Genomic DNA, 18,322 nt, shown 5'->3' on the forward strand with positions numbered 1-18,322 from the left:
AGATCATACCGAAAGCTAAACGCCAGCCTTGCTACTTTATAAAGTTTGATGTCGCATAGGTTTGAGATGCACCGTCTCGCGACCCTGAAGAACTTCATCCGGGATGCCTTGAACTCCGAAAACTTTATCCCAGGTACGTTCGTAACAATGAGCTGCATCTGGAAAAGTAATGGAAAGTTCAAGAGCGTGCTGGTAATAGGATTTCGGCTTTTGTTGAATTATTTCCCGATGGATGATGAACTGAGCCCCCAATACGAAGGTATACTTGTCGGGGCCTTCCAGGCCAGTTAAAGCCCGATAGTAACCCGCAATATCCAGCCCGCGGGCGTCTTCATTTTTACTCCAGGTTTTGAATAATTTCTCTCCTGCTTTATCATCCGTATCAATCAGGTGACCCAGCCATTGAAAGCCGCTTATCTGTCGTTCGCCAGCGGCCAGTTCGCGTAAGGTTTTATGGAAATCGAACGCATGGTCAAAAGGCTTTCCCTGGCAAAAAACCGTGATTTCAGCCAGAGAATCGTACTTTTCAAGAATATGATGTAGATACGTATGAGCTTCCCGCCCCACGTTAGGTAAGCGAATGCCAGACTCGTAGGTTTGGCTGGAATCTTTATGATAAACCGTCTGCTGAATAAGCTTCGGGACTTTGCGAAGCCAGTTGAGATTTTCGTTGTAATGGGCGACTACTAATTCAAATTGCATCCGGCAAAAATACGCAATTCTGATGGGAGGCTGGCATTGCTTTTTTACTTAGTAGTGTAGATCCATAACCACAAAAATAGATAAGATCATGTTTGACCGTCATAAAGAAAAACACGCTGGTACGTCGCTGGGCTCAGCCACTGCCGATACGAATTTAGTAAATAACCAGGGCTCGTCTTCAGAAGCAGGAAAGAACAGCACTATTACGCAACCCATCGAAAAACCGGTAGGCGGCCCTTATGATCCTGAAGAGGACATCATTGAAAAAGAGGCAGGATCAGAAAAAGTATATGGTGAAGATCCTAATCCAGAAGCTCAGTTTTTAAACGACGCTAATGCTACGCATGACCGTCGATATAAAGACCTGGAAGAGCGTTTCCCAGAAGATGACGAACTCGCTGGCGATCAAGCTCGCCCCGAACGTGACATTCCTCTGGTATAGTAACGTAGCTCTTTTAGGTTAATACCCCAAAGCGGTAGCAGGACTCTTTTCCTGCTACCGCTTTTTTTGTGTTGATATTATTTTAGACAAGTATCTGATAGTTAACTAATTATAGTTAAAACATTATTTGTGTAAATAAAAATTTACTCAAATAAGTAAAAATAAATAATCTGAGTAAGCGATTCAGGCCGTATAATTGTTGAAATCTTAAGCTTATGATTATATCCGTTACTAGTTTGAAGGGAGGGGTTGGGAAGTCCACCTTATCACAAAATTTAGCCGTTTGCTTTGCTCACGCGGGTTATAAAGTCTGCATCATTGACGTGGATACCAACCAGAGTACGATTCGCTGGTCGGGATTGCGTTCCGAAGACAATCCGGCCATTCCGGTATTCGGTCAGCCCGATGGCATTGAACTGTCGAAGAATGTAAAGATTCTGGCCCGGGACTATGAAGTCATTGTGATTGATGGTACGCCGTCGCTGAATAAAGTAACCAGCAAGATTATCCTTCTGGCCGATGTGTTATTAATCCCGATCTTACCGAGTGGTCTGGATATGTGGGCGACGGAACAATTCATGGAGCGTTACCAGGATGCAGTTCATGAAAAAGAAGCTCCCATTCCGGCGTACTTCATTCTAAACCAATTTCAGTCAAACATTAACTTGGCCAAAGAAGTTAGAGATGTGCTGGAAGATTCATCAATTCCAGTTTTTCAAACTACCTTAGGTACCCGAACCGCTTACCGCGAAGCCGTCATTAAAGGCGTAGGCGTAGTGGAATACAAAGATCCGAAAGCGAAAACGGAGCTGGTAAACCTCTTTAATGAGTTAATTAAATATGTAGAAGTTGTAAATAATTAATTAAGGTATGGCAAAAGAATCGGTAGGCTTAAAAGGGACATTGGGCCTGGCTCCCAAAATCGCCGTTAAATCATCCACTATCGACATCGATAAAACGGAGAAAGATGTAAAGAATATTCACTCTACTAAAATTGAATTGACTCGAATTAGTGTCGATATGCCGAAAGCCCTATTCAAGAAAATGAAGATCAAAGTGGCCGAAGATGAAATGACAGTTCGGGATTACGTATTGAAACTCATCGAAGAAGACTTGAATAAGTAGGCGTTTATGATACGAGTTAGGTATCAGGAGAAGGTCTGAGATAGAAGCATCTCAGACCTTTTTATTTAAAAATTTAGGTGGAGATAACCGCCATTATTAGCCTTTGGTATCATTTTAAGAACAGCTTCAGATTGGAAAGTTGTGAGGAGTCGTGGAAACACTGGGGACTTTTGTGTAAGAAAAGCAATAATATTTATTGAAAAAGTACAGTGGTATAGGTCTTTTATCAAGATAAGTGACGATTATTCGTCCCTATGCAACAAAACCTCAAATTAGTAAAATCATGAACAATCAATCGCAACAAGGTGGCCGTCAACAAGGTCAGCAAAACGATCAGAATCAAGAAAATCGTCAATCCCAACAATCTGGACAACAGAGTGGTCGTCAGCAAGGAATGGACCAAGGTCAGCAGCACCAGGAAGACAGCACTCGTCGTCAGGATCAAAACCAAGATCAGAACCGTGACCGCGAACAAAGTCGCCAGTCTGACCGGGTATAAAAGATAACTCAGTAAAAAGCAAAAGAGGGCCTTCGTTTAACGAGAGCCCTCTTTTACTTAATAAGCAATGATTACCGCTACTCCACTACAAAATAAAACGGTTAATCAAATTCTCCAGGTATTCCTGACGACCAGAACGGGTTTCTGGTTCGCCTAATTCTACGGCCAGATTGCGTAAATCCGTCAGGTTTAATTTACCTTCTTCATATTCTTTCCCTTTACCCGAATCAAAGCTGGCGTAACGATCCGTACGAATCTTCTTGTAATCGGAAGAAGTCAAGATTTTATCAGCGATGATGAATGATTTTGCGAAAATGTCCATCGCCCCTACGTGAGCGTAAAACAGATCGGCAGGATCCGTTGAGTTACGACGACGTTTGGCATCGAAGTTTACGCCACCGCCCTGCAATCCACCTGATTCCAGCAAGATCAGGGCAGACTCCGTCAGTTCATAAATATCGTTCGGAAACTGATCGGTATCCCAACCATTCTGGTAATCACCCCGGTTGGCATCGATGCTACCTAGCATACCCGCGTCAGCAGCAACCTGTAACTCGTGTGAGAACGTATGGCCCGCCAGAGTCGCGTGGTTTACTTCCAGGTTCAATTTGAAGTCGTTCAGTAAGTCATACTGACGCAGGAAGCCGATTACCGTTGCCGCGTCGAAATCATACTGGTGTTTCGTAGGCTCCATAGGCTTAGGTTCGATGAAGAACGTACCTTTAAAACCTTGGCTACGAGCGTAATCTTTCGCTGTGTGCAGGAATTTTGCCATGTGCTCCTGCTCACGTTTCATGTCCGTATTCAGTAAAGTCATGTATCCTTCACGACCACCCCAGAATACGTAGTTTTCACCACCTAAAGCAATCGTTGCATCAATGGCTCCTTTCACCTGGGCACCCGCGTGAGCCAGAACTGCAAAATCAGGGTTGGTAGAAGCTCCGTTCATGTAACGGGGATTTGAGAATACGTTTGCGGTACCCCAAAGCAACTTCGTACCTGATTCGGCCATTTTACCTTTGGCATAATCCACCCAGGTTTGCAGACGACCTTCGAATTCTACGACATTATTGGTGTAATCAGCCACGTCAACGTCGTGAAAACAGAAATAGGGCAGCCCTAATTTCGTAGTAAACTCGAACGCCGCGTCAGCTTTATCTTTCAGGCGTTGAATGGGATCAGAAGAGCTATCCCAGGGATATACGTGCGTGCCGGGACCGAAGGGATCGGAGCCATCACCCACGAGGGTGTGCCAGTAAGCCATGGCAAACTTGAAGTGCTCTTTCAGGGTTTTACCTGCCACCACCCGATTTTCATCATACCAGCGGAATGCCAGTGGATTATCTGATTCGGGACCTTCGTAGTTAATCTTCCCGATGCCGGGAAAATATTCCTTTTCGCCTAATAAAACGGCCATGATTTAATCGTTTAAGGTTAAACTAATTAACGTATAAAGACGAATCGTTTCGGACCCGTCGGGTATCATTTACTTCTGTAAAAACTTTTCCAGAATGGACTGCCAGTGAGCATAATATTCCTGATACTGCTCGGCTTTAGAAGCGTCAGGCTCAATGGTAGCCAGTTTGGTTAGCTTCGTGAACGCTTCTTTGGGAGCTTCGAAGTAACCCAGTCCAATACCTGCTCCGAGAGCGGCACCTTTGGCTCCGTCGGTATCGTATAACTCCACCGGAGTTTGGGTCACATTCACGAAAGATTCGGTGAACACGTCACTTAGGAACATATTGGCCTTACCCGCCCGAACTACCTTTGCCGGACTGCCCATGTCGGCCATGATATCCATGCCGTACTTGAGCGAAAACGCAATTCCTTCCTGAGCGGCCCGGAAAACGTGACTGCGGGTATGAATGTTAAAATCCAGACCGGAGAACGTGCTTGATACCGTGCGGTTTTCAAGCACCCGTTCGGCCCCGTTGCCGAAGGGTAATACCCGAACGCCTTCGCTGCCCGCTGGAATAGTGGCTGCCAGTTGATTCAACTGACTGTAAGTCAAGCCCGAGCCAAATTGGTCCCGTACCCATCGATTCAGAATGCCCGTTCCGTTGATGCAGAGTAAAATGCCTAGGCGAGTCTGATCATTTCGCTGGTGGTTGACGTGAGCGAAGGTGTTCACCCGACTTTTGGGGTCGTAAGCCACCTGATCCGTTACGGCGTACACCACACCGGAAGTTCCGGCGGTTGCCGCAAATTCGCCCGGTTCCAGAACGTTTAGCGAAAGTGCATTATTAGGCTGATCGCCTGATTTATAAGTAACGGGAATACCCGCTTTTAGCCCCAATAAATCCGCTACTGAACTGCGTAACTCGCCATGATTAGAGAAAAGCGGATTCAATTTGGGTAACACCGATTTCGGGAAGCCGAAGGCATTCATTACTTCCTCCGAAACAGCATTATTCTGAAAATCCCAGAAAATACCTTCCGACAGAGCCGAATTAGAAGTGGTAATACTGCCCGTCAGCATCATAGCGATGTAATCGCCGGGTAGCATGATCTGATAAACGCTTCCGTATACCTGGGGTTCGTTTTCCTTCACCCAAGCCAGTTTAGCGGCGGTGAAATTACCAGGCGAGTTCAGTAAATGGCTCAAAGCTTTTTCCGTACCAATTTTCTGAAAGGCTTGTTCGCCGTAGGAGACAGCCCGGCTGTCGCACCAGATGATGGACGGACGAAGCACCTGTTCGTTGCGATCCACCAGGACCAGACCGTGCATCTGATAGGCAATCCCAATGGCGGCGATGTCCTTCGAATGGTAAGTTCCCGTGGCATTTGCCTTTAAAATAGCCTGTTGCACGCAATGCCACCACATCGAAGGGTCCTGTTCGGCAAAACCGGGCTTGGGCGTAGAAATCGGGTTTTCAAGATCGGGGTAGGAAGCTGAAGCCACCACCTGCTGACTATCTGCGTCAACGATTGAAACCTTAATTGAAGACGTACCAACGTCAATTCCTAGAAGAAGCATCGCTAGAGATGAATTATACTGCAAGTAGTGTCAAATTGACAATAATAACAAGTGAATCGGTTAAAAGCTGACGTAAATTTTGATAATAAAAAAAGAATTTATGGTAATATTTTGAAAATCAGGCCCCACCACTGCGGATCTTATTGGGGTGTTCATAGGCAGAAAAGACAGTTTAATCCACTTGCGAAGCCGTTTATCTTTTAATAGCTTTGACTGACTGATGGATTCATTTACATTCGTCAGTAATCAATGAAGCTAACCTTCTAACTCACCACTATGGGTATTTTTGATTTCATTCGGAACGAATTTATCAATGTCATTGAATGGGTAGATGATACTCAGGATACGATCATCTGGAAGTTTCCTGACAAAGGAAACGATATTAAGTATGGAGCTCAGTTAACGGTTCGGGAAAGTCAGGTTGCGATTTTCATGAACGAAGGGCAGATTGCTGATGTCTTTCTGCCGGGTCGGCACGAGCTTACCACGGCGAACATGCCGATTCTGACGACGTTACGTTCCTGGAAATACGGCTTTGAATCGCCCTTCAAGGTAGACGTGTATTACGTCAACACGAAGCAGTTTACCAACATGAAATGGGGGACGGCGAACCCGATTATTGTCCGCGATCCTGAGTTCAAACAAGTTCGGATTCGGGCTTTTGGTACGTATACCTTCCGAGTAAAAGAGCCGAAGAAATTTCTGAAGGAATTTTCGGGAACAAATCCGCAGGTGCGGGTAGGGGATCTGGAAGAACAGTTACGTTCGGCTATCTTCTCCAAATTTTCGGATGCCATTGCCGAAGCCAACGTTTCGGTGCTCGATCTGGCTCGTAACTACACCGAACTCGGCGGAAAGTTGTTACCCATCCTGACGGAAGATTTCGATCAATACGGGTTAGAAATCGTCAAGTTCTACATTGAGAATACGTCATTACCTCCCGAAGTCGAGGCTTTCCTCGACAAAACCACGCAGATGAATATGGTGGGAGACATGGCCCGATTCCAGCAGTTTCAGGCGGGTGTTTCCATCGAAAAGGCTGCTGAAAACTCAGGTGCTGCCGCCAGTATTGTCGGGATGAATCTGGGAGGAATGATGTCAGGGGCGGCGGCCACTCCAGCTTCTTCGGGGGCGGCTCAGTCGAAGGAAGATATTATGGGTTTATTGAAGCAGTTAGGAGAGTTAAAAACCGCCGGAATTCTGACGGAAGAAGAGTTCTCCGCCAAGAAAGCGGAGTTATTAGCTAAGTTATAATGATTCAGATTGCATCCTAACAAACCAGCCTCCGAGCAATCGGAGGCTGGTTTCGTTTAGAACAGTTTCGTCCAGGCAAATCGTATCAACAACAGTAATAAAACGAAACCCATAACGAGGTAACTGAACGGAATGTAGATGACAGCGTAAAAATGAAGTCGATCCAACAGGAATAGCACACCGATTAAGGCCGCAATCAGGGTCAGAAACCCAGAGAGTTTTCCAAAACCCGGAATGTGTTCAAAAGGAATCTTTTGCCGGATGATCCAGAGCGTGGCAACCATGCTTAGAATGGGCAAAAACTGCGTAATCAGATTCAATGACCAGATGCTCTGCCGTTCAAAAAGAAAGAGATACAGGTTCAGCGTCACCGCAAAAACGCCCGGAATGGCCGAAGCAAAAACCAGTCCCATGTACACATATCGCCAGCGTAGAATCTCGGGAGCCGTTTGACCCGACCAAAGATTCGTAACCAAAGCCAGTAATGGTAAACAGCTCAGAAAGAGAGCAAAAGGGGCCGGGTTTTGCGAGATGTACCGAAAGAGTTCCTGAAGCGTCATGGGGCAAAATAAGGGAATAACTTATTGTAAGTTTGTCTAAAATCACTACCGCCTGCCGCTACCAGTGTGGCTCGGCCAACGTAGCTCCACCAGCTTTTTCACTGTAAGCCATGATTTAGTACCGATACAGACTTATTTCATAGCATGAGTTTGTTATTAACGATAATGATAAGTAATTATCCATGCAAAAAAGCAATTGAAGCTTATCTAAAATCACTATCGCCTGCCGCTGCCAGCTTTTTCGCTGGCAGCAGCGGAGAAATAACTCAGTTTCTTAGGAGAATCCGACGGTTATAAATTCCAGAAGGTATTTTAGAAAAATACAAAATCCCCGAAATTGTTTCGGGGATTTTCGATGGGCCAGGTACGTTTGTTACCGAAGAACTCTTGAACCATCAGGCTGTCCTTACGATCAATCCTCGGAAAAACCAGGAAGATTACTTCCTGCCAAGTATCCAGATCTTAAAGCGATTATTCCCCAAGACTATCATTTAGGCAAGTCTAACAGGAAACCAATGGTGAAGTTAGCATCCCAGTCAAACACAAACTGCTCGCAACCCGTAGCATCTGCAATCGCTTTGTAGATATTAATACCGGCTTTGGTCTTTGCATTTTCCATTTTATAGGCGTCGGGAGCGTCCAGTACGGTATAACGTTCTTTTCCTTTACGAACGGCCTTGGCTAATTCAAAAGGTACGCCACCAATGATGAAACAGGTTTTCCGCTGAGCACTTGGCACTTGCTTGGCCTTCGCTTTTACTTCTGAATACACCTGCTCATCGTTTTTACCCTCCTGGAAGTATTTTGAACCGTAGCTTTCCAAAGCCGTCGTTTTATTATCTGTTTTCCAGGAAATCTTGGTATTCCCCGATCCAATATCTACCACAAAGGCAGAGCTGTAGAAATCGGCGGGTAATACACTGCGAAGAGCCAGACGACCTTCTTCTTCAGGAGTTACGGTGTTTACAAAGTAATTCAGCGACTTTAACGCCCGGATGATTTTCTGGGTAACATCCGCTTTCACAGCACCGGAGCTTACTACAAAGTGAATGTCTCTGCTACTCACCCCGTAATCGAGCATGCCGCCAATGTATTTTTTGAGACCCGCCCGAACGTCTTCGTCCATGGCCATATTCTCAATAACCAGGCTATTGCCAAACTCTGATTTTTCCAGTTTCCAGTTTTTGTTCGCATCGATCCGAACAATAAAAGAGTTAAATCCGCTGGCTCCTAACTCGACTACGCCTTTCAGGGTTCCGCCAGTAGGCTGGGGAGCTTCGTAGTCAAAGCTGCGTTTGGAAGAAACAGCGGCGTCTGAATTCGATGAAGTTGAGCTTTCTTCAGAAGCAGAACCCTCCGCTGACGCACTGGTTTCGCCCGACTCCGAACGATGTTCCACTTGCTCCGTCTGATTTTTCTGAAGTGATTTCAGGAGATCGACACCTCCGACGTATTTAAATCCAAAGTAAATGGCTGCCAGAATCAGGACGGTAATCAGCAGCCGTCCGGTTACGGTTAGTCGTTGCATAAATGATGAGATAGAAGGGTATTGAAATTCGTTTAAAGGGGTTTTAGTTGGTTTGAAAGTTTGATCTAGTGGAAGAGATGTGATCGTGTTTGAAAGTTTAACAAGGTTTGAAGATGTTTGAGAAATCTCATTAACCCAAAGGAACTTTCAAATCTCATCAAACTTTCAAACCTACTCAAACTACATCAAATGCTTATTCCAACAAGCTTCGATACCCCTGGTCTTTGGGAGGGTTAATGGGTTTGTTGGGTGAACTTGGAGCGGGTGAATCCAATTGAATGAGTTTGAAATCTCCCTTATTATACGCTTCCAGCATGGCCTGCCCTTTATCGGACAATACGCCGTTTTGTACGTCTACGGAGTTAATGAAGTCCATCGAAAGATCCATCGCCCGTTTCATTTCGCCAAGTTTTTTACTCATATCGTCCTGGATGTACTCCATGGATTCATCGAAGTAAAACTTCTTGTCGGGGTTACCTTTAAAGATGCTAATGGCCGTTCGCAGGGCATTTGAACTCTCCTTGACGATCTGATATTCAGCTTCTTTTAATTTAACTTTAATTTCCGTTTCCTTAATGATGTAATCTGCACTGGTGTTCACCTTTTCCATGAAAGCCAGAACCGTCTGCACATTACGCTGAAGCGGGAATAGCTTTTCGTTCATTTCCTGCAAACCAGCCCCTTCAATAGTGGCCAGGGAGGCCGTTTCTTTCATGCCGGGTTTATCGGCCATGCTTTGAGCTTTATTAGCCTCGGCAAACTTCTGTTTAATGGCCTCGTTGTTCTCGTTAATTTTACGATTGAGCTTTACCAATTGTCCCGCTAATAAGTCAATCTGACCCTGCATTTTGCGACGCTTATCTTTCAAATCCTGAATGTAGATTTTCATGATGGCAATCGGGTCGAGTTGAATCACCAGTCCCGTTATTTTACGCATCAGGGTTTTGAAAAGAAAGAAAACAGCCGTGCGTACATCCTTACTCGTAAAAAGAAAAATAAGCACGCCCAGAGCGGCTAATAACACACCCAGGTAAAGCGTATTTTCGGTTACTTTAATCAAAAACTCGACAACACGATTAAAGTACACTAGTCCAACCCCAGCCAGGCCGATCAGAAATATAAAACCTAACACCCCCTCCGGTCGATTCCAGAAGGACTTTCGGGTCTGGTCCTCATTACCACCCCCCAATTGAGAAAAATCTGCTGACATATTTTTAGTTGTTTAGGGTTTTGAGTTTTTAGTTCAGGGTTATTAATTAACTCAAAACCCTAAACTCGAAACATTAAACTCATTTCAAGTACTGGCCAATTTTTTGGATATCCTTATTGATTTCCTGGGTGAATTGCAGGAATGTGGCTTCGTAGTTGGCTCGGTTTTGTTGGAGTTTACCACTTTGCTCGTCCACTTCTCCCGTGATTTTTGCCAGTCGTTCTTTATTCGACGCTATTTTATTCTGAATCTCCACAATTTGCCTGGTCAGGTTTTCATTTTCCTGCTGTAACGATTTTTGTTCGTTTTGTAAGCCGCCTACTTTTTCCTGAACGGCCAGATCCACGCTTCTTAAAAAAGCCTCCCGGTCCGATTGCAATGTCGTTAAATACTGATTAGCCGTTGAGGTTAATAAGCTTGGATTGATATCCTTACTTAAGGCCCGAAAACTAGCCCAGGCGGCCTGAAATTGTTGCTCTTCCTGAAGTCCAAGATTCGATAAATTTTTTAACGTGGCCCGGAATTCAAAGTAATCGGCTCCGGGTAAATTATTCTTTTCAAGAACCGTAGCAAAGTGCTCAATGAACTTGTGATCTGGCGAACCGGAAACCGTTTGGGCAGCGGGTTTGGGTTCTACCGAAACGGGCTGCTCAGGCGAAGGGTTTGGACTAGCCGGAGCATCTTCAAAGAATATGTTCAACAGCTTTCGACCTAAACTTTTAGATTCAGACATAAGCGTAAGGTTTCAAAGGTTTACTACGGATGAAAACAGCTTTACTAAGGTTTGATTGGCATACATGATGGACCAAAGGTCAGCTATGGTGGCTAAATGACCAGAATCATTCATATAAACGGATGCCAGACCTGACAGAAACCCAGAAAACTGGGTTGAATGTTGAAAAGGTAATGAAAAATTCCTTTTTTTCGGGGAAGTTAACCTAATCTATGGAACGCGAACTTGACGACCTTCTCCACTGCCCTTGCCCCAGTTGTGGAGCTCAATTACAATACAATGCCGAAAAAGAGGCTATGGCCTGTAATCACTGCGGTTATACTGAAAAACTAGTGCTAGGAAAAGATCGGATTGAGGAAATCGACTGGACTCAGGCTCGAACCGATTCGAAACATACCGTCGAGCGTCGGCTGTTTACCTGTCAGCGGTGTGGAGCCAAAACCACGGTCAACTATGACACGCCTACCATTACCTGTGGTTTTTGCGGCTCCACCAATGTTAATCCAGACGCTACCAAGACCCGGCTTTTTGAACCCCAGGGAATTGTGCCTTTCAAAATCTCCCGAACACAGGCGACCGAATCGTTTAAAAACTGGATTGGTCAGAGCATCTGGGCACCCAACGACCTGAAAAATCTGGCTCGGGTAGATACATTGCATGGTATCTACATTCCTTTCTGGACGTACGATGTTCAGACGCATTCGGAGTGGGAGGGGGAAGCCGGAACGTATTATTATGTCAATGAACAATTCCGCGATCAGAACGGAAACGTGCAAAGTCGGCAAGTGCGGCAAACCCGCTGGACGTACCGGAATGGAACACACCAACAATTTTTCGATGACATTCTGATACTGGCTTCCCGTCAATTACCCCAGCAAACCATTCAGAAAGTATATCCTTTTCTGCTGGAAAACGTGGTCAATTACGAACCACGGGTCATGTTGGGTTGGGAGTCAGAAGTTTATAAAATTGATCCGCAGGAAGGCTTTTCAGTAGCTAAAAAAATAGTAGACGACCGCATCGAGTCGGCCTGTGCTGAGTTACTGGCGGATGATACCTACCGTAATCTGGAAGTACAAACGGAGTATTCGGATCAGAAGTTCAAGCACCTGGTATTACCCCTCTGGATTTGTGCGTATCAGTACAATGGCAAGACCTATCAATTCCTGATTAACGGCCAGACGGGTAGTATTTCGGGGAATCGGCCCGTTTCCGTCTGGAAGGTGTTACTGGCCATATTAGCGTTTATTGGACTAGTTATTCTCTTTTCAGTTCTGGGCGGTAGATAGCGTTACGGAACATAGGAGTATTGAAGTGATGGAAAATGTTGTTGAATCGGTTGTAAAACATTGAATATTAATCTAACAACTAAAAATCAACAACTAAAAACAACCTAAGTGCCATTACCTAACCAGCAGGTATTTATGAATTCTATTATTTCTATTCAGCAGCTCAGCAACACGTATCCCGGTGGGCAGCAGGTTTTGAAAGGCATTAACCTCGAAGTAAAAGCGGGGGAAATTATTGGTTACATCGGTCCGAATGGGGCGGGTAAGTCTACCACCATTAAAATTCTGCTGGGCATGATCTCCCATTTTTCGGGCGAGGTGCAGGTACTGGGACGGAACATTCGGACGGATGCTCTGGACATCAAACGAAGCGTAGGGTATGTGCCTGAAAATGCGGCTCTTTACGAAGTGCTAACGCCTCTGGAATATCTGACGTTCATTGGTCGCCTTTACGGTATGGACGATGCGGTCATTGAACGAAAAGCAGAAGATTTACTACAACTGGTGGGCTTATCCAGTCAGATGAATCAGCGGATGAATACGTTTTCCAAAGGAATGAAGCAAAAAGTATTATTGATCTCCGGCCTGATTCATAACCCGGAAATCATATTTCTGGATGAACCCCTGTCAGGTCTGGATGCAAACGCGGTTATTCTGGTGAAGGAGATATTGGCTCAGTTACGTTCTGCCGGCAAAACCATTTTTTATTCTTCCCATATCATGGATGTGGTAGAGAAAATTTCCGACCGCATCGTCATCATTAATCAGGGACAGGTAATTGCCAACGGAACCTTTGAAGAGCTAAAGGAACAGGCTCATTCGGGTTCACTTGAGCGGATTTTTCAGGGGCTTACGGGCGATGATACCACCCAGAGCAAAGCATCCGATTTCTTACAGGCACTTCAATAACGCTCTTCATGACCGGCTATCTTCTTTCGTTTCTCGACTACTTCCAACGCTTGTTTCGCTGGCTTGGCGTCGATTATTTCATGATGCGGAATATTGTTGAAGTAAAACTGATGATGGACAATCGTCGGAATTACGCAACGCTGGGCAAAAATTATCAGTCTGGCGATTCTAACAATCGGCTTTTAATGGTGTATGGATTGAATGCCCTGCTGGGTGGAATTATGTCCATCTTTGCGTTTATCATTCCGTCTGTTTTACTAACGACAACGATCCTGCTGGGTTACGTTATTGCCTGGGTAGCCCTGAATCTGATTTCCGATTACTCCGAATTGTTACTTGATTCAACCGACAATACGATCCTCCTGCCACGCCCCGTTAGCGACCGAACCATTTGGATGGCCCGGCTGGTGCATTTGCTCCTGTACCTTACCTTGCTGGCTTTGAGTATAGTGCTCGTGCCAACGCTGGTCATGGCCTTTAAGCTGGGGCTGGGTTATGCTCCTGTATTTTTGTTGCTGGCCTTACAGGCAACGCTCATGGCCGTTTTTCTGACCACCTTATTATACATGCTGGTGGTTCGTTTTTCCAGTGAAGAGCGGGTAAAAGACATGATTAGTTACGTCCAGATTGGCATGTCTCTATTGTTTACGGTGGGGTACCAGATTCTTCCCCGGCTGATTCCCTATCAGGAATTAGCCGACGTTCAGGATCAGATTCAAACCTGGCATTACCTCGTGCCAGCGGCCTGGCTGGGAGGTATGATGGATATGCTGGTCAATCAGAGATACGATTCGGGGCATCTGATTTTGACCTTTCTGGCAGTGGCGGTTCCGCCTTTACTACTAGTGGTCAATACTCGCTATCTGGCTCCTTACTTTACTCAAAAACTGGCCGTCATGGGTTCAGCGGATGCGGGCGTACCCGCCGCTGGGACGAATCAGAAATCGTCGGGATTGGCTGCTCGGCTGGCCGACTGGGTTACTTCGAGCAAAGCGGAAAAAGCCGTATTTGAGATGAGCTGGAAGCTTACTTCACGCGACCGCCGCTATAAAATGCGAACCTATCCGGCTTTTGGGGCTTTGGTACCCTTACTTTTTGTGTTTGTACAACCGCTTTTAAAGGAAAAAACCTCGTTAAGTACCCTTCAGAGTGGCTCTACTTATCTGGTCGGTATCTATCTCCTACAAATTATTGCGGGAAGTTTTTACGATAATAGCTATCAGTCGGATGATTACCGAGCTTCCTGGCTCTACTCAGCTATGCCACTCGATAAACCCGGAGAGGCCATCATTGGAAACTTTAAAGCCACGTTTCTGAAATTTTTTACTCCTTTTTATCTGTTGATTGCTGTTCTCCTATTTTCGGTCTGGGGTTGGAAAATTACGGATGATTTGCTGGCTGGGTATTTCTTTGCGGCCTTCATTACCAGTACCGATGTCTGGTTTCGGCAATCGGGATGGCGGATGCCTTTTTCGCAGGAACCCAAAGTAAAAGGCGGGAAATCCACCCTGATGATCGTTATGATGCTCCTTGGGCTTCCGCTTTTTGGGATGATCCATTACGGAGCTACGCATGTCCCGGGCGGGGGCATGTTCATGGCAATCCTGTACGGAGGACTGGCCTGGGCCACGTTGAAAAGTTATCGGCAACTAAACTGGACACAATTTGAGTAATTTCTGCATTTTTGCAGGATGAATACACTTTTTCAGGCTTCCCATCTTCATAAATCCATTGAAGAACATTCGATTATTACTGATTTTTCACTGGAGTTACCGGCTGGAGAAATTTTTGCTCTGGTAGGCGAAAGTGGGGCTGGAAAAAGTACGCTTCTCAACATGCTGGCTTGCCTGACCCCAGCCGATCAGGGAGAAATCTGGCTCGAAGGCAAAGAAATTTCTTCTTCGGCTCGTTACCTCATTCCCGGTCACGCGGACATTAAGCTGGTTCCCCAGGAATACCGCTTGTTACCCAACCATACCATTCGCGAGAACATTGCCTACGCCTTACGGGAATACACAAAGGAGTATCAAATCTACCGGATTGATCAACTCTTGCAATTAACTGGACTTGAGGGGGTGCAGCATAAGCTACCCCGCGAGGTTTCGGGTGGCGAAAAGCAGCGAACGGCCATCGCCCGGGCTATTGCCGATGAACCCAAAGTCTTGTTGTTAGACGAGCCGTTTTCAAATCTGGATACGCTGAATCGTCAGAAACTTAAAGGAGAACTCCGCCGGATTATCCGTGAAACCGACATCGCCTGCCTGTTTGTTACCCATGATTTACTCGATGCCTTAACCGTAGCCGAACGAATAGGGGTAATGCGATACGGAAAGTTAGAGCAGATGGGTTCACCAAAAGAGTTGCTGAACCAGCCTGATACGGATTACGTCAAAGCTTTTATTTCCAGTGGACTAAGCATTCTTCAGGAAGTCAAAGAACGGCTGGAGTTATAAGGTAAAATAGGCCGAAGCTTTCACCGCGAAACGATTAATAGGTACGCCATCGATGGTACGGGGCTGGGAAATATAGGTTAATCGGTGAAGGGCTTCAATTCGAAAAAACTTCAAGATGTTATCAATCCCATAGCCAATTTCTACGTAAGGTTTACTCGGATTGAGCGAGCCAAAACCGGGAATGGCATTCCCCTGTAAGTCATAGTCGGGGATAATATCCTGATTGGATTGACGGGCTCCGCCGTATAACACATTCACGTTGAGTAAGGTCCGCCACTTGAGTTTCTTGATGGCCGGAATTCGGTTGAATAATAAACCTTCAAAATTGTGCTCGTACTTCAGCGAAGCATAACGGTCGGACAGAAATTCGTAGTAATTCATCATGTTAAACGCATTTCCGACGTAAAACAAGGACTGATTTCCCAGGTGAGGAAAGAGCAGAGGGTAGGGAAGGGTAGAAGGCGTGTAACCCGCCGAAAGGGTGTAATAACTGCGACCCAGAATGCCCAGCCGGAAGTTATCGGCCATGGAAAGGGTGAAGCGGTGATAATTAAAATCGCCCCCTAACGTATTCTGCAAACCCAGCGAATAACGCAGCGTGTAAATGGGTGACTGAGCCGTTCCGAGGCTAATCCGATCATTGTCGTTGTAAATGAAAAGTTCGTTTTTCGCGATCCGTAACTCCGTGATTAACTCCGTGTTATGATACGTTCGGGATTGGCCCGAGGGTTCATTTTCAGTAATATAGGCGAAATTATATAAAGGCTCGAAGCTTCGCTGCCGAATCCCGATCATGGGTGTCAGGCCTTTGATAATCTCTCCCCGGATGTAAGCCATGTGTTCGCGTTGATAATACCCTCGGCGGTAGCGGCCAAAGCGGGAGTAAGCCGCGAAAAGACTGTTATTCCCTACGGCTTCCGAGGTTAAGCCAATCTGTTCGAGATCATAACTTGTTCGGGCTCCAATTTCAGCCCAGGGCTTTCGACTAAGAATATACTTGGCGTTCGCTCCATACTTCATGACTCCGTCTTTAAATCCGTAAGCCAGATAGCCGTCCATCACCCAAACCTTGCTAAACTCAGCATTGGTGCGAAAACCCGCCCGCAAACGTAAACCTTCGATGGTATTATAAGCCCCGGCACTTAAAAACGGACCCACTTCAATACCCGGATACACCCGCTGATATCCATTCGCAATGATGGTCAGAACTTGGGTATAGGAACGGACAATGGGAATGTTTTTTACTGAATCAATGAGCGAGTAAGCCGTTTTTTCATCCTCCGTTAAGGAATCTGGACGGGCTTCCTGCCAGTAGGTATCTTTCGAATCCCGGTAGTGATCGGCCAGCTCAATGGCGGGGTTGTAGAAGGTTACTTCCCGGGCCTGATTGATCTTAAAATTTCGATTGGAAACGAAAAATTTAGCCAGAAAACCTACGGAGTTTTTCGTGAATTCTTTCACATCAATCAGTACCCGCGTTTGTTGCGGTAACCAGGCTTTTTCGTGGCTCACCGAATCAGTAATCGGAGCCAGTTGCTGCTGAATTTTGATGCTTTCTACGTAATTAATATTCGCATCACCAGAGATTTGCAAATCAACCTGACGAAGAGCATAACTTGCGGTGTCAATCCATATTTTACCCGTAAAGGCCAGGTCCTGAGCTCTTTTGGGCGTTACTTCAATTTCAAAACAGGGAGCGGAATCAATCTGAATGGTATCGCCCAGAAAGTAATCATAACTACCTTTCCAGCCATCAGCAATAGGAGAAATGAACTCTTTTCGAAGAATTAAAAGCCAGTTTTCGTAAAAATTATACTGCTGAAACGCACTGCCAATAAACTGGGAAAACGTACTGCCGTCGGTAATCCCTACACCTGTGATTTTCGTTTTACGGATCCGTTCTTTCGTTAATTCGGGATTGCGTCGATGGTATAAATCCGAAATACTCTCCGAAAGAAAGACCGGAATAATGGGCTTGCCGTCTTCTCCCGCAATTTTCTGTAGTTTATCCAGCGGCCCCGTAATTTTTCGTCCAATGACCCCTTTTTTGAATTGCTCTGAAATCTTGTTGACGTCAAATTCATTTTTAACGTAACTCTCGTATTCATAGGCTTTTAAACGGCCCCAGTCATGAGCAGATTTGGCCGCAACTGTTTTTCTGATGATTCGAAAAGCGGGGTTTTCGCCTTTCGCAAAAATCCGTACTTCCCGAAGTTGGGAAGAGCCCGCCTGCAACTGAAAATCAATGATTTGTTCAGAAAGATGGGGCTGAACGGCTTTGACCGCTCGCTGGTAACCGATGTAACTAACAAAAATGGAATCGCTTAACTGACGGGCGTTGAAGGTATAATTGCCGTCAAAATCGGTATTAGCACCGGCCCCGCCGCCTTTAAGGCCAACGGCGGCAAAGGGAATAGGATCGCCCGTAACGGCGTCAGTGATTTTTCCTTTGATAATATGTTGAGCGTGCGTAATGCCGATGCCCAAGCTTAACAAAACAGCCAGGAGCCATTTATTCATAAACGTATCGATAAACTGATCAAGCCTTCAATTGGGAACTTTGGGGAAGGATATTAATGAAACGATAAAATACAAATACAGTTTCAATCAGTTTTGATTAATCTACGTTTGGTCCTGCTTA

Annotated in this window: 17 protein-coding genes; 9 read left to right on the forward strand and 8 right to left on the reverse strand. The window is 45.6% G+C overall.

Features of this window, described 5'->3' with window-relative positions; translation table 11 throughout:
• Positions 1-36 precede the first annotated feature (36 nt).
• The gene (locus QE390_RS16085) at positions 37-702 is read right to left on the reverse strand and encodes a DUF3431 domain-containing protein (protein WP_307142895.1); all 666 of its coding nucleotides are present in this window, start codon (positions 700-702) and stop codon (positions 37-39) included.
• A gap of 88 nt (positions 703-790) precedes the next feature.
• Between QE390_RS16085 and QE390_RS16090 the strand changes: the two genes are divergently transcribed.
• The 4 genes from QE390_RS16090 (at position 791) to QE390_RS16105 (ending at position 2,768) form a co-directional block, all read left to right on the forward strand.
• Positions 791-1,144: a hypothetical protein gene (locus QE390_RS16090; protein WP_307142896.1), complete on the forward strand. Its 354-nt coding sequence runs from the start codon at positions 791-793 to the stop codon at positions 1,142-1,144.
• Positions 1,145-1,359: 215 nt separating this feature from the next.
• Positions 1,360-2,007, forward strand: coding sequence for an AAA family ATPase (locus tag QE390_RS16095; protein ID WP_106634946.1), 648 nt, complete (start codon positions 1,360-1,362; stop codon positions 2,005-2,007).
• Between the two features lie 7 nt (positions 2,008-2,014).
• Positions 2,015-2,269: a hypothetical protein gene (locus tag QE390_RS16100; protein WP_106634945.1), complete on the forward strand. Its 255-nt coding sequence runs from the start codon at positions 2,015-2,017 to the stop codon at positions 2,267-2,269.
• A 283-nt stretch (positions 2,270-2,552) separates the two neighbouring features.
• A complete protein-coding gene (locus QE390_RS16105) occupies positions 2,553-2,768 on the forward strand; it encodes a hypothetical protein (protein WP_106635050.1) in 216 nt (71 codons plus the stop codon).
• A gap of 85 nt (positions 2,769-2,853) precedes the next feature.
• Here the strand turns inward: QE390_RS16105 and xylA are convergent, their stop codons facing one another.
• Positions 2,854-4,185 carry a xylose isomerase gene (gene xylA, locus QE390_RS16110; protein ID WP_106634944.1) on the reverse strand — a complete coding sequence of 444 codons (1,332 nt, stop codon included), beginning with the start codon at positions 4,183-4,185 and terminating at the stop codon, positions 2,854-2,856.
• Between the two features lie 69 nt (positions 4,186-4,254).
• Entirely contained in the window at positions 4,255-5,745 is a 1,491-nt protein-coding gene (locus QE390_RS16115) for a xylulokinase (RefSeq protein ID WP_307142897.1), read from the reverse strand.
• Between the two features lie 276 nt (positions 5,746-6,021).
• Here QE390_RS16115 and QE390_RS16120 point away from each other — a divergent pair, with 276 nt between their 5' ends.
• The gene (locus QE390_RS16120) at positions 6,022-6,999 is read left to right on the forward strand and encodes an SPFH domain-containing protein (protein WP_307142898.1); all 978 of its coding nucleotides are present in this window, start codon (positions 6,022-6,024) and stop codon (positions 6,997-6,999) included.
• A gap of 56 nt (positions 7,000-7,055) precedes the next feature.
• Here QE390_RS16120 and QE390_RS16125 read toward each other — a convergent pair whose 3' ends face one another.
• The 4 genes from QE390_RS16125 to QE390_RS16140 all read right to left on the reverse strand — a co-directional run bounded on the left by QE390_RS16125 (position 7,056) and on the right by QE390_RS16140 (position 11,030).
• Entirely contained in the window at positions 7,056-7,559 is a 504-nt protein-coding gene (locus tag QE390_RS16125; RefSeq protein ID WP_307142899.1) for a hypothetical protein, read from the reverse strand.
• Positions 7,560-8,046: 487 nt separating this feature from the next.
• Positions 8,047-9,087, reverse strand: a complete 1,041-nt coding sequence (locus QE390_RS16130; protein ID WP_307142900.1) for a hypothetical protein — start codon at positions 9,085-9,087, stop codon at positions 8,047-8,049.
• Between the two features lie 193 nt (positions 9,088-9,280).
• A complete protein-coding gene (locus QE390_RS16135; RefSeq protein ID WP_307142901.1) occupies positions 9,281-10,297 on the reverse strand; it encodes a hypothetical protein in 1,017 nt (338 codons plus the stop codon).
• A 79-nt stretch (positions 10,298-10,376) separates the two neighbouring features.
• Positions 10,377-11,030, reverse strand: coding sequence for a hypothetical protein (locus tag QE390_RS16140; protein WP_307142902.1), 654 nt, complete (start codon positions 11,028-11,030; stop codon positions 10,377-10,379).
• A gap of 212 nt (positions 11,031-11,242) precedes the next feature.
• On the opposite strand from QE390_RS16140, the gene QE390_RS16145 reads away from it, so the two are divergent.
• The 4 genes from QE390_RS16145 to QE390_RS16160 all read left to right on the forward strand — a co-directional run bounded on the left by QE390_RS16145 (position 11,243) and on the right by QE390_RS16160 (position 15,681).
• Positions 11,243-12,319, forward strand: coding sequence for a hypothetical protein (locus QE390_RS16145; protein ID WP_307142903.1), 1,077 nt, complete (start codon positions 11,243-11,245; stop codon positions 12,317-12,319).
• A gap of 135 nt (positions 12,320-12,454) precedes the next feature.
• Positions 12,455-13,228, forward strand: coding sequence for an ABC transporter ATP-binding protein (locus tag QE390_RS16150; RefSeq protein WP_106634936.1), 774 nt, complete (start codon positions 12,455-12,457; stop codon positions 13,226-13,228).
• Positions 13,229-13,236: 8 nt separating this feature from the next.
• The gene (locus tag QE390_RS16155) at positions 13,237-14,901 is read left to right on the forward strand and encodes a hypothetical protein (protein WP_307142904.1); all 1,665 of its coding nucleotides are present in this window, start codon (positions 13,237-13,239) and stop codon (positions 14,899-14,901) included.
• An 18-nt stretch (positions 14,902-14,919) separates the two neighbouring features.
• The gene (locus QE390_RS16160) at positions 14,920-15,681 is read left to right on the forward strand and encodes an ABC transporter ATP-binding protein (protein ID WP_106634932.1); all 762 of its coding nucleotides are present in this window, start codon (positions 14,920-14,922) and stop codon (positions 15,679-15,681) included.
• On the opposite strand, the gene QE390_RS16165 is transcribed toward QE390_RS16160, so the two are convergent.
• Entirely contained in the window at positions 15,676-18,201 is a 2,526-nt protein-coding gene (locus QE390_RS16165) for a DUF5686 and carboxypeptidase-like regulatory domain-containing protein (RefSeq protein WP_307142905.1), read from the reverse strand. The genes QE390_RS16160 and QE390_RS16165 overlap by 6 nt on opposite strands.
• Positions 18,202-18,322: the final 121 nt, after the last annotated feature.

The sequence above is a fragment of the Siphonobacter sp. SORGH_AS_1065 genome (assembly GCF_030818595.1).
GTDB lineage: Bacteria > Bacteroidota > Bacteroidia > Cytophagales > Spirosomataceae > Siphonobacter.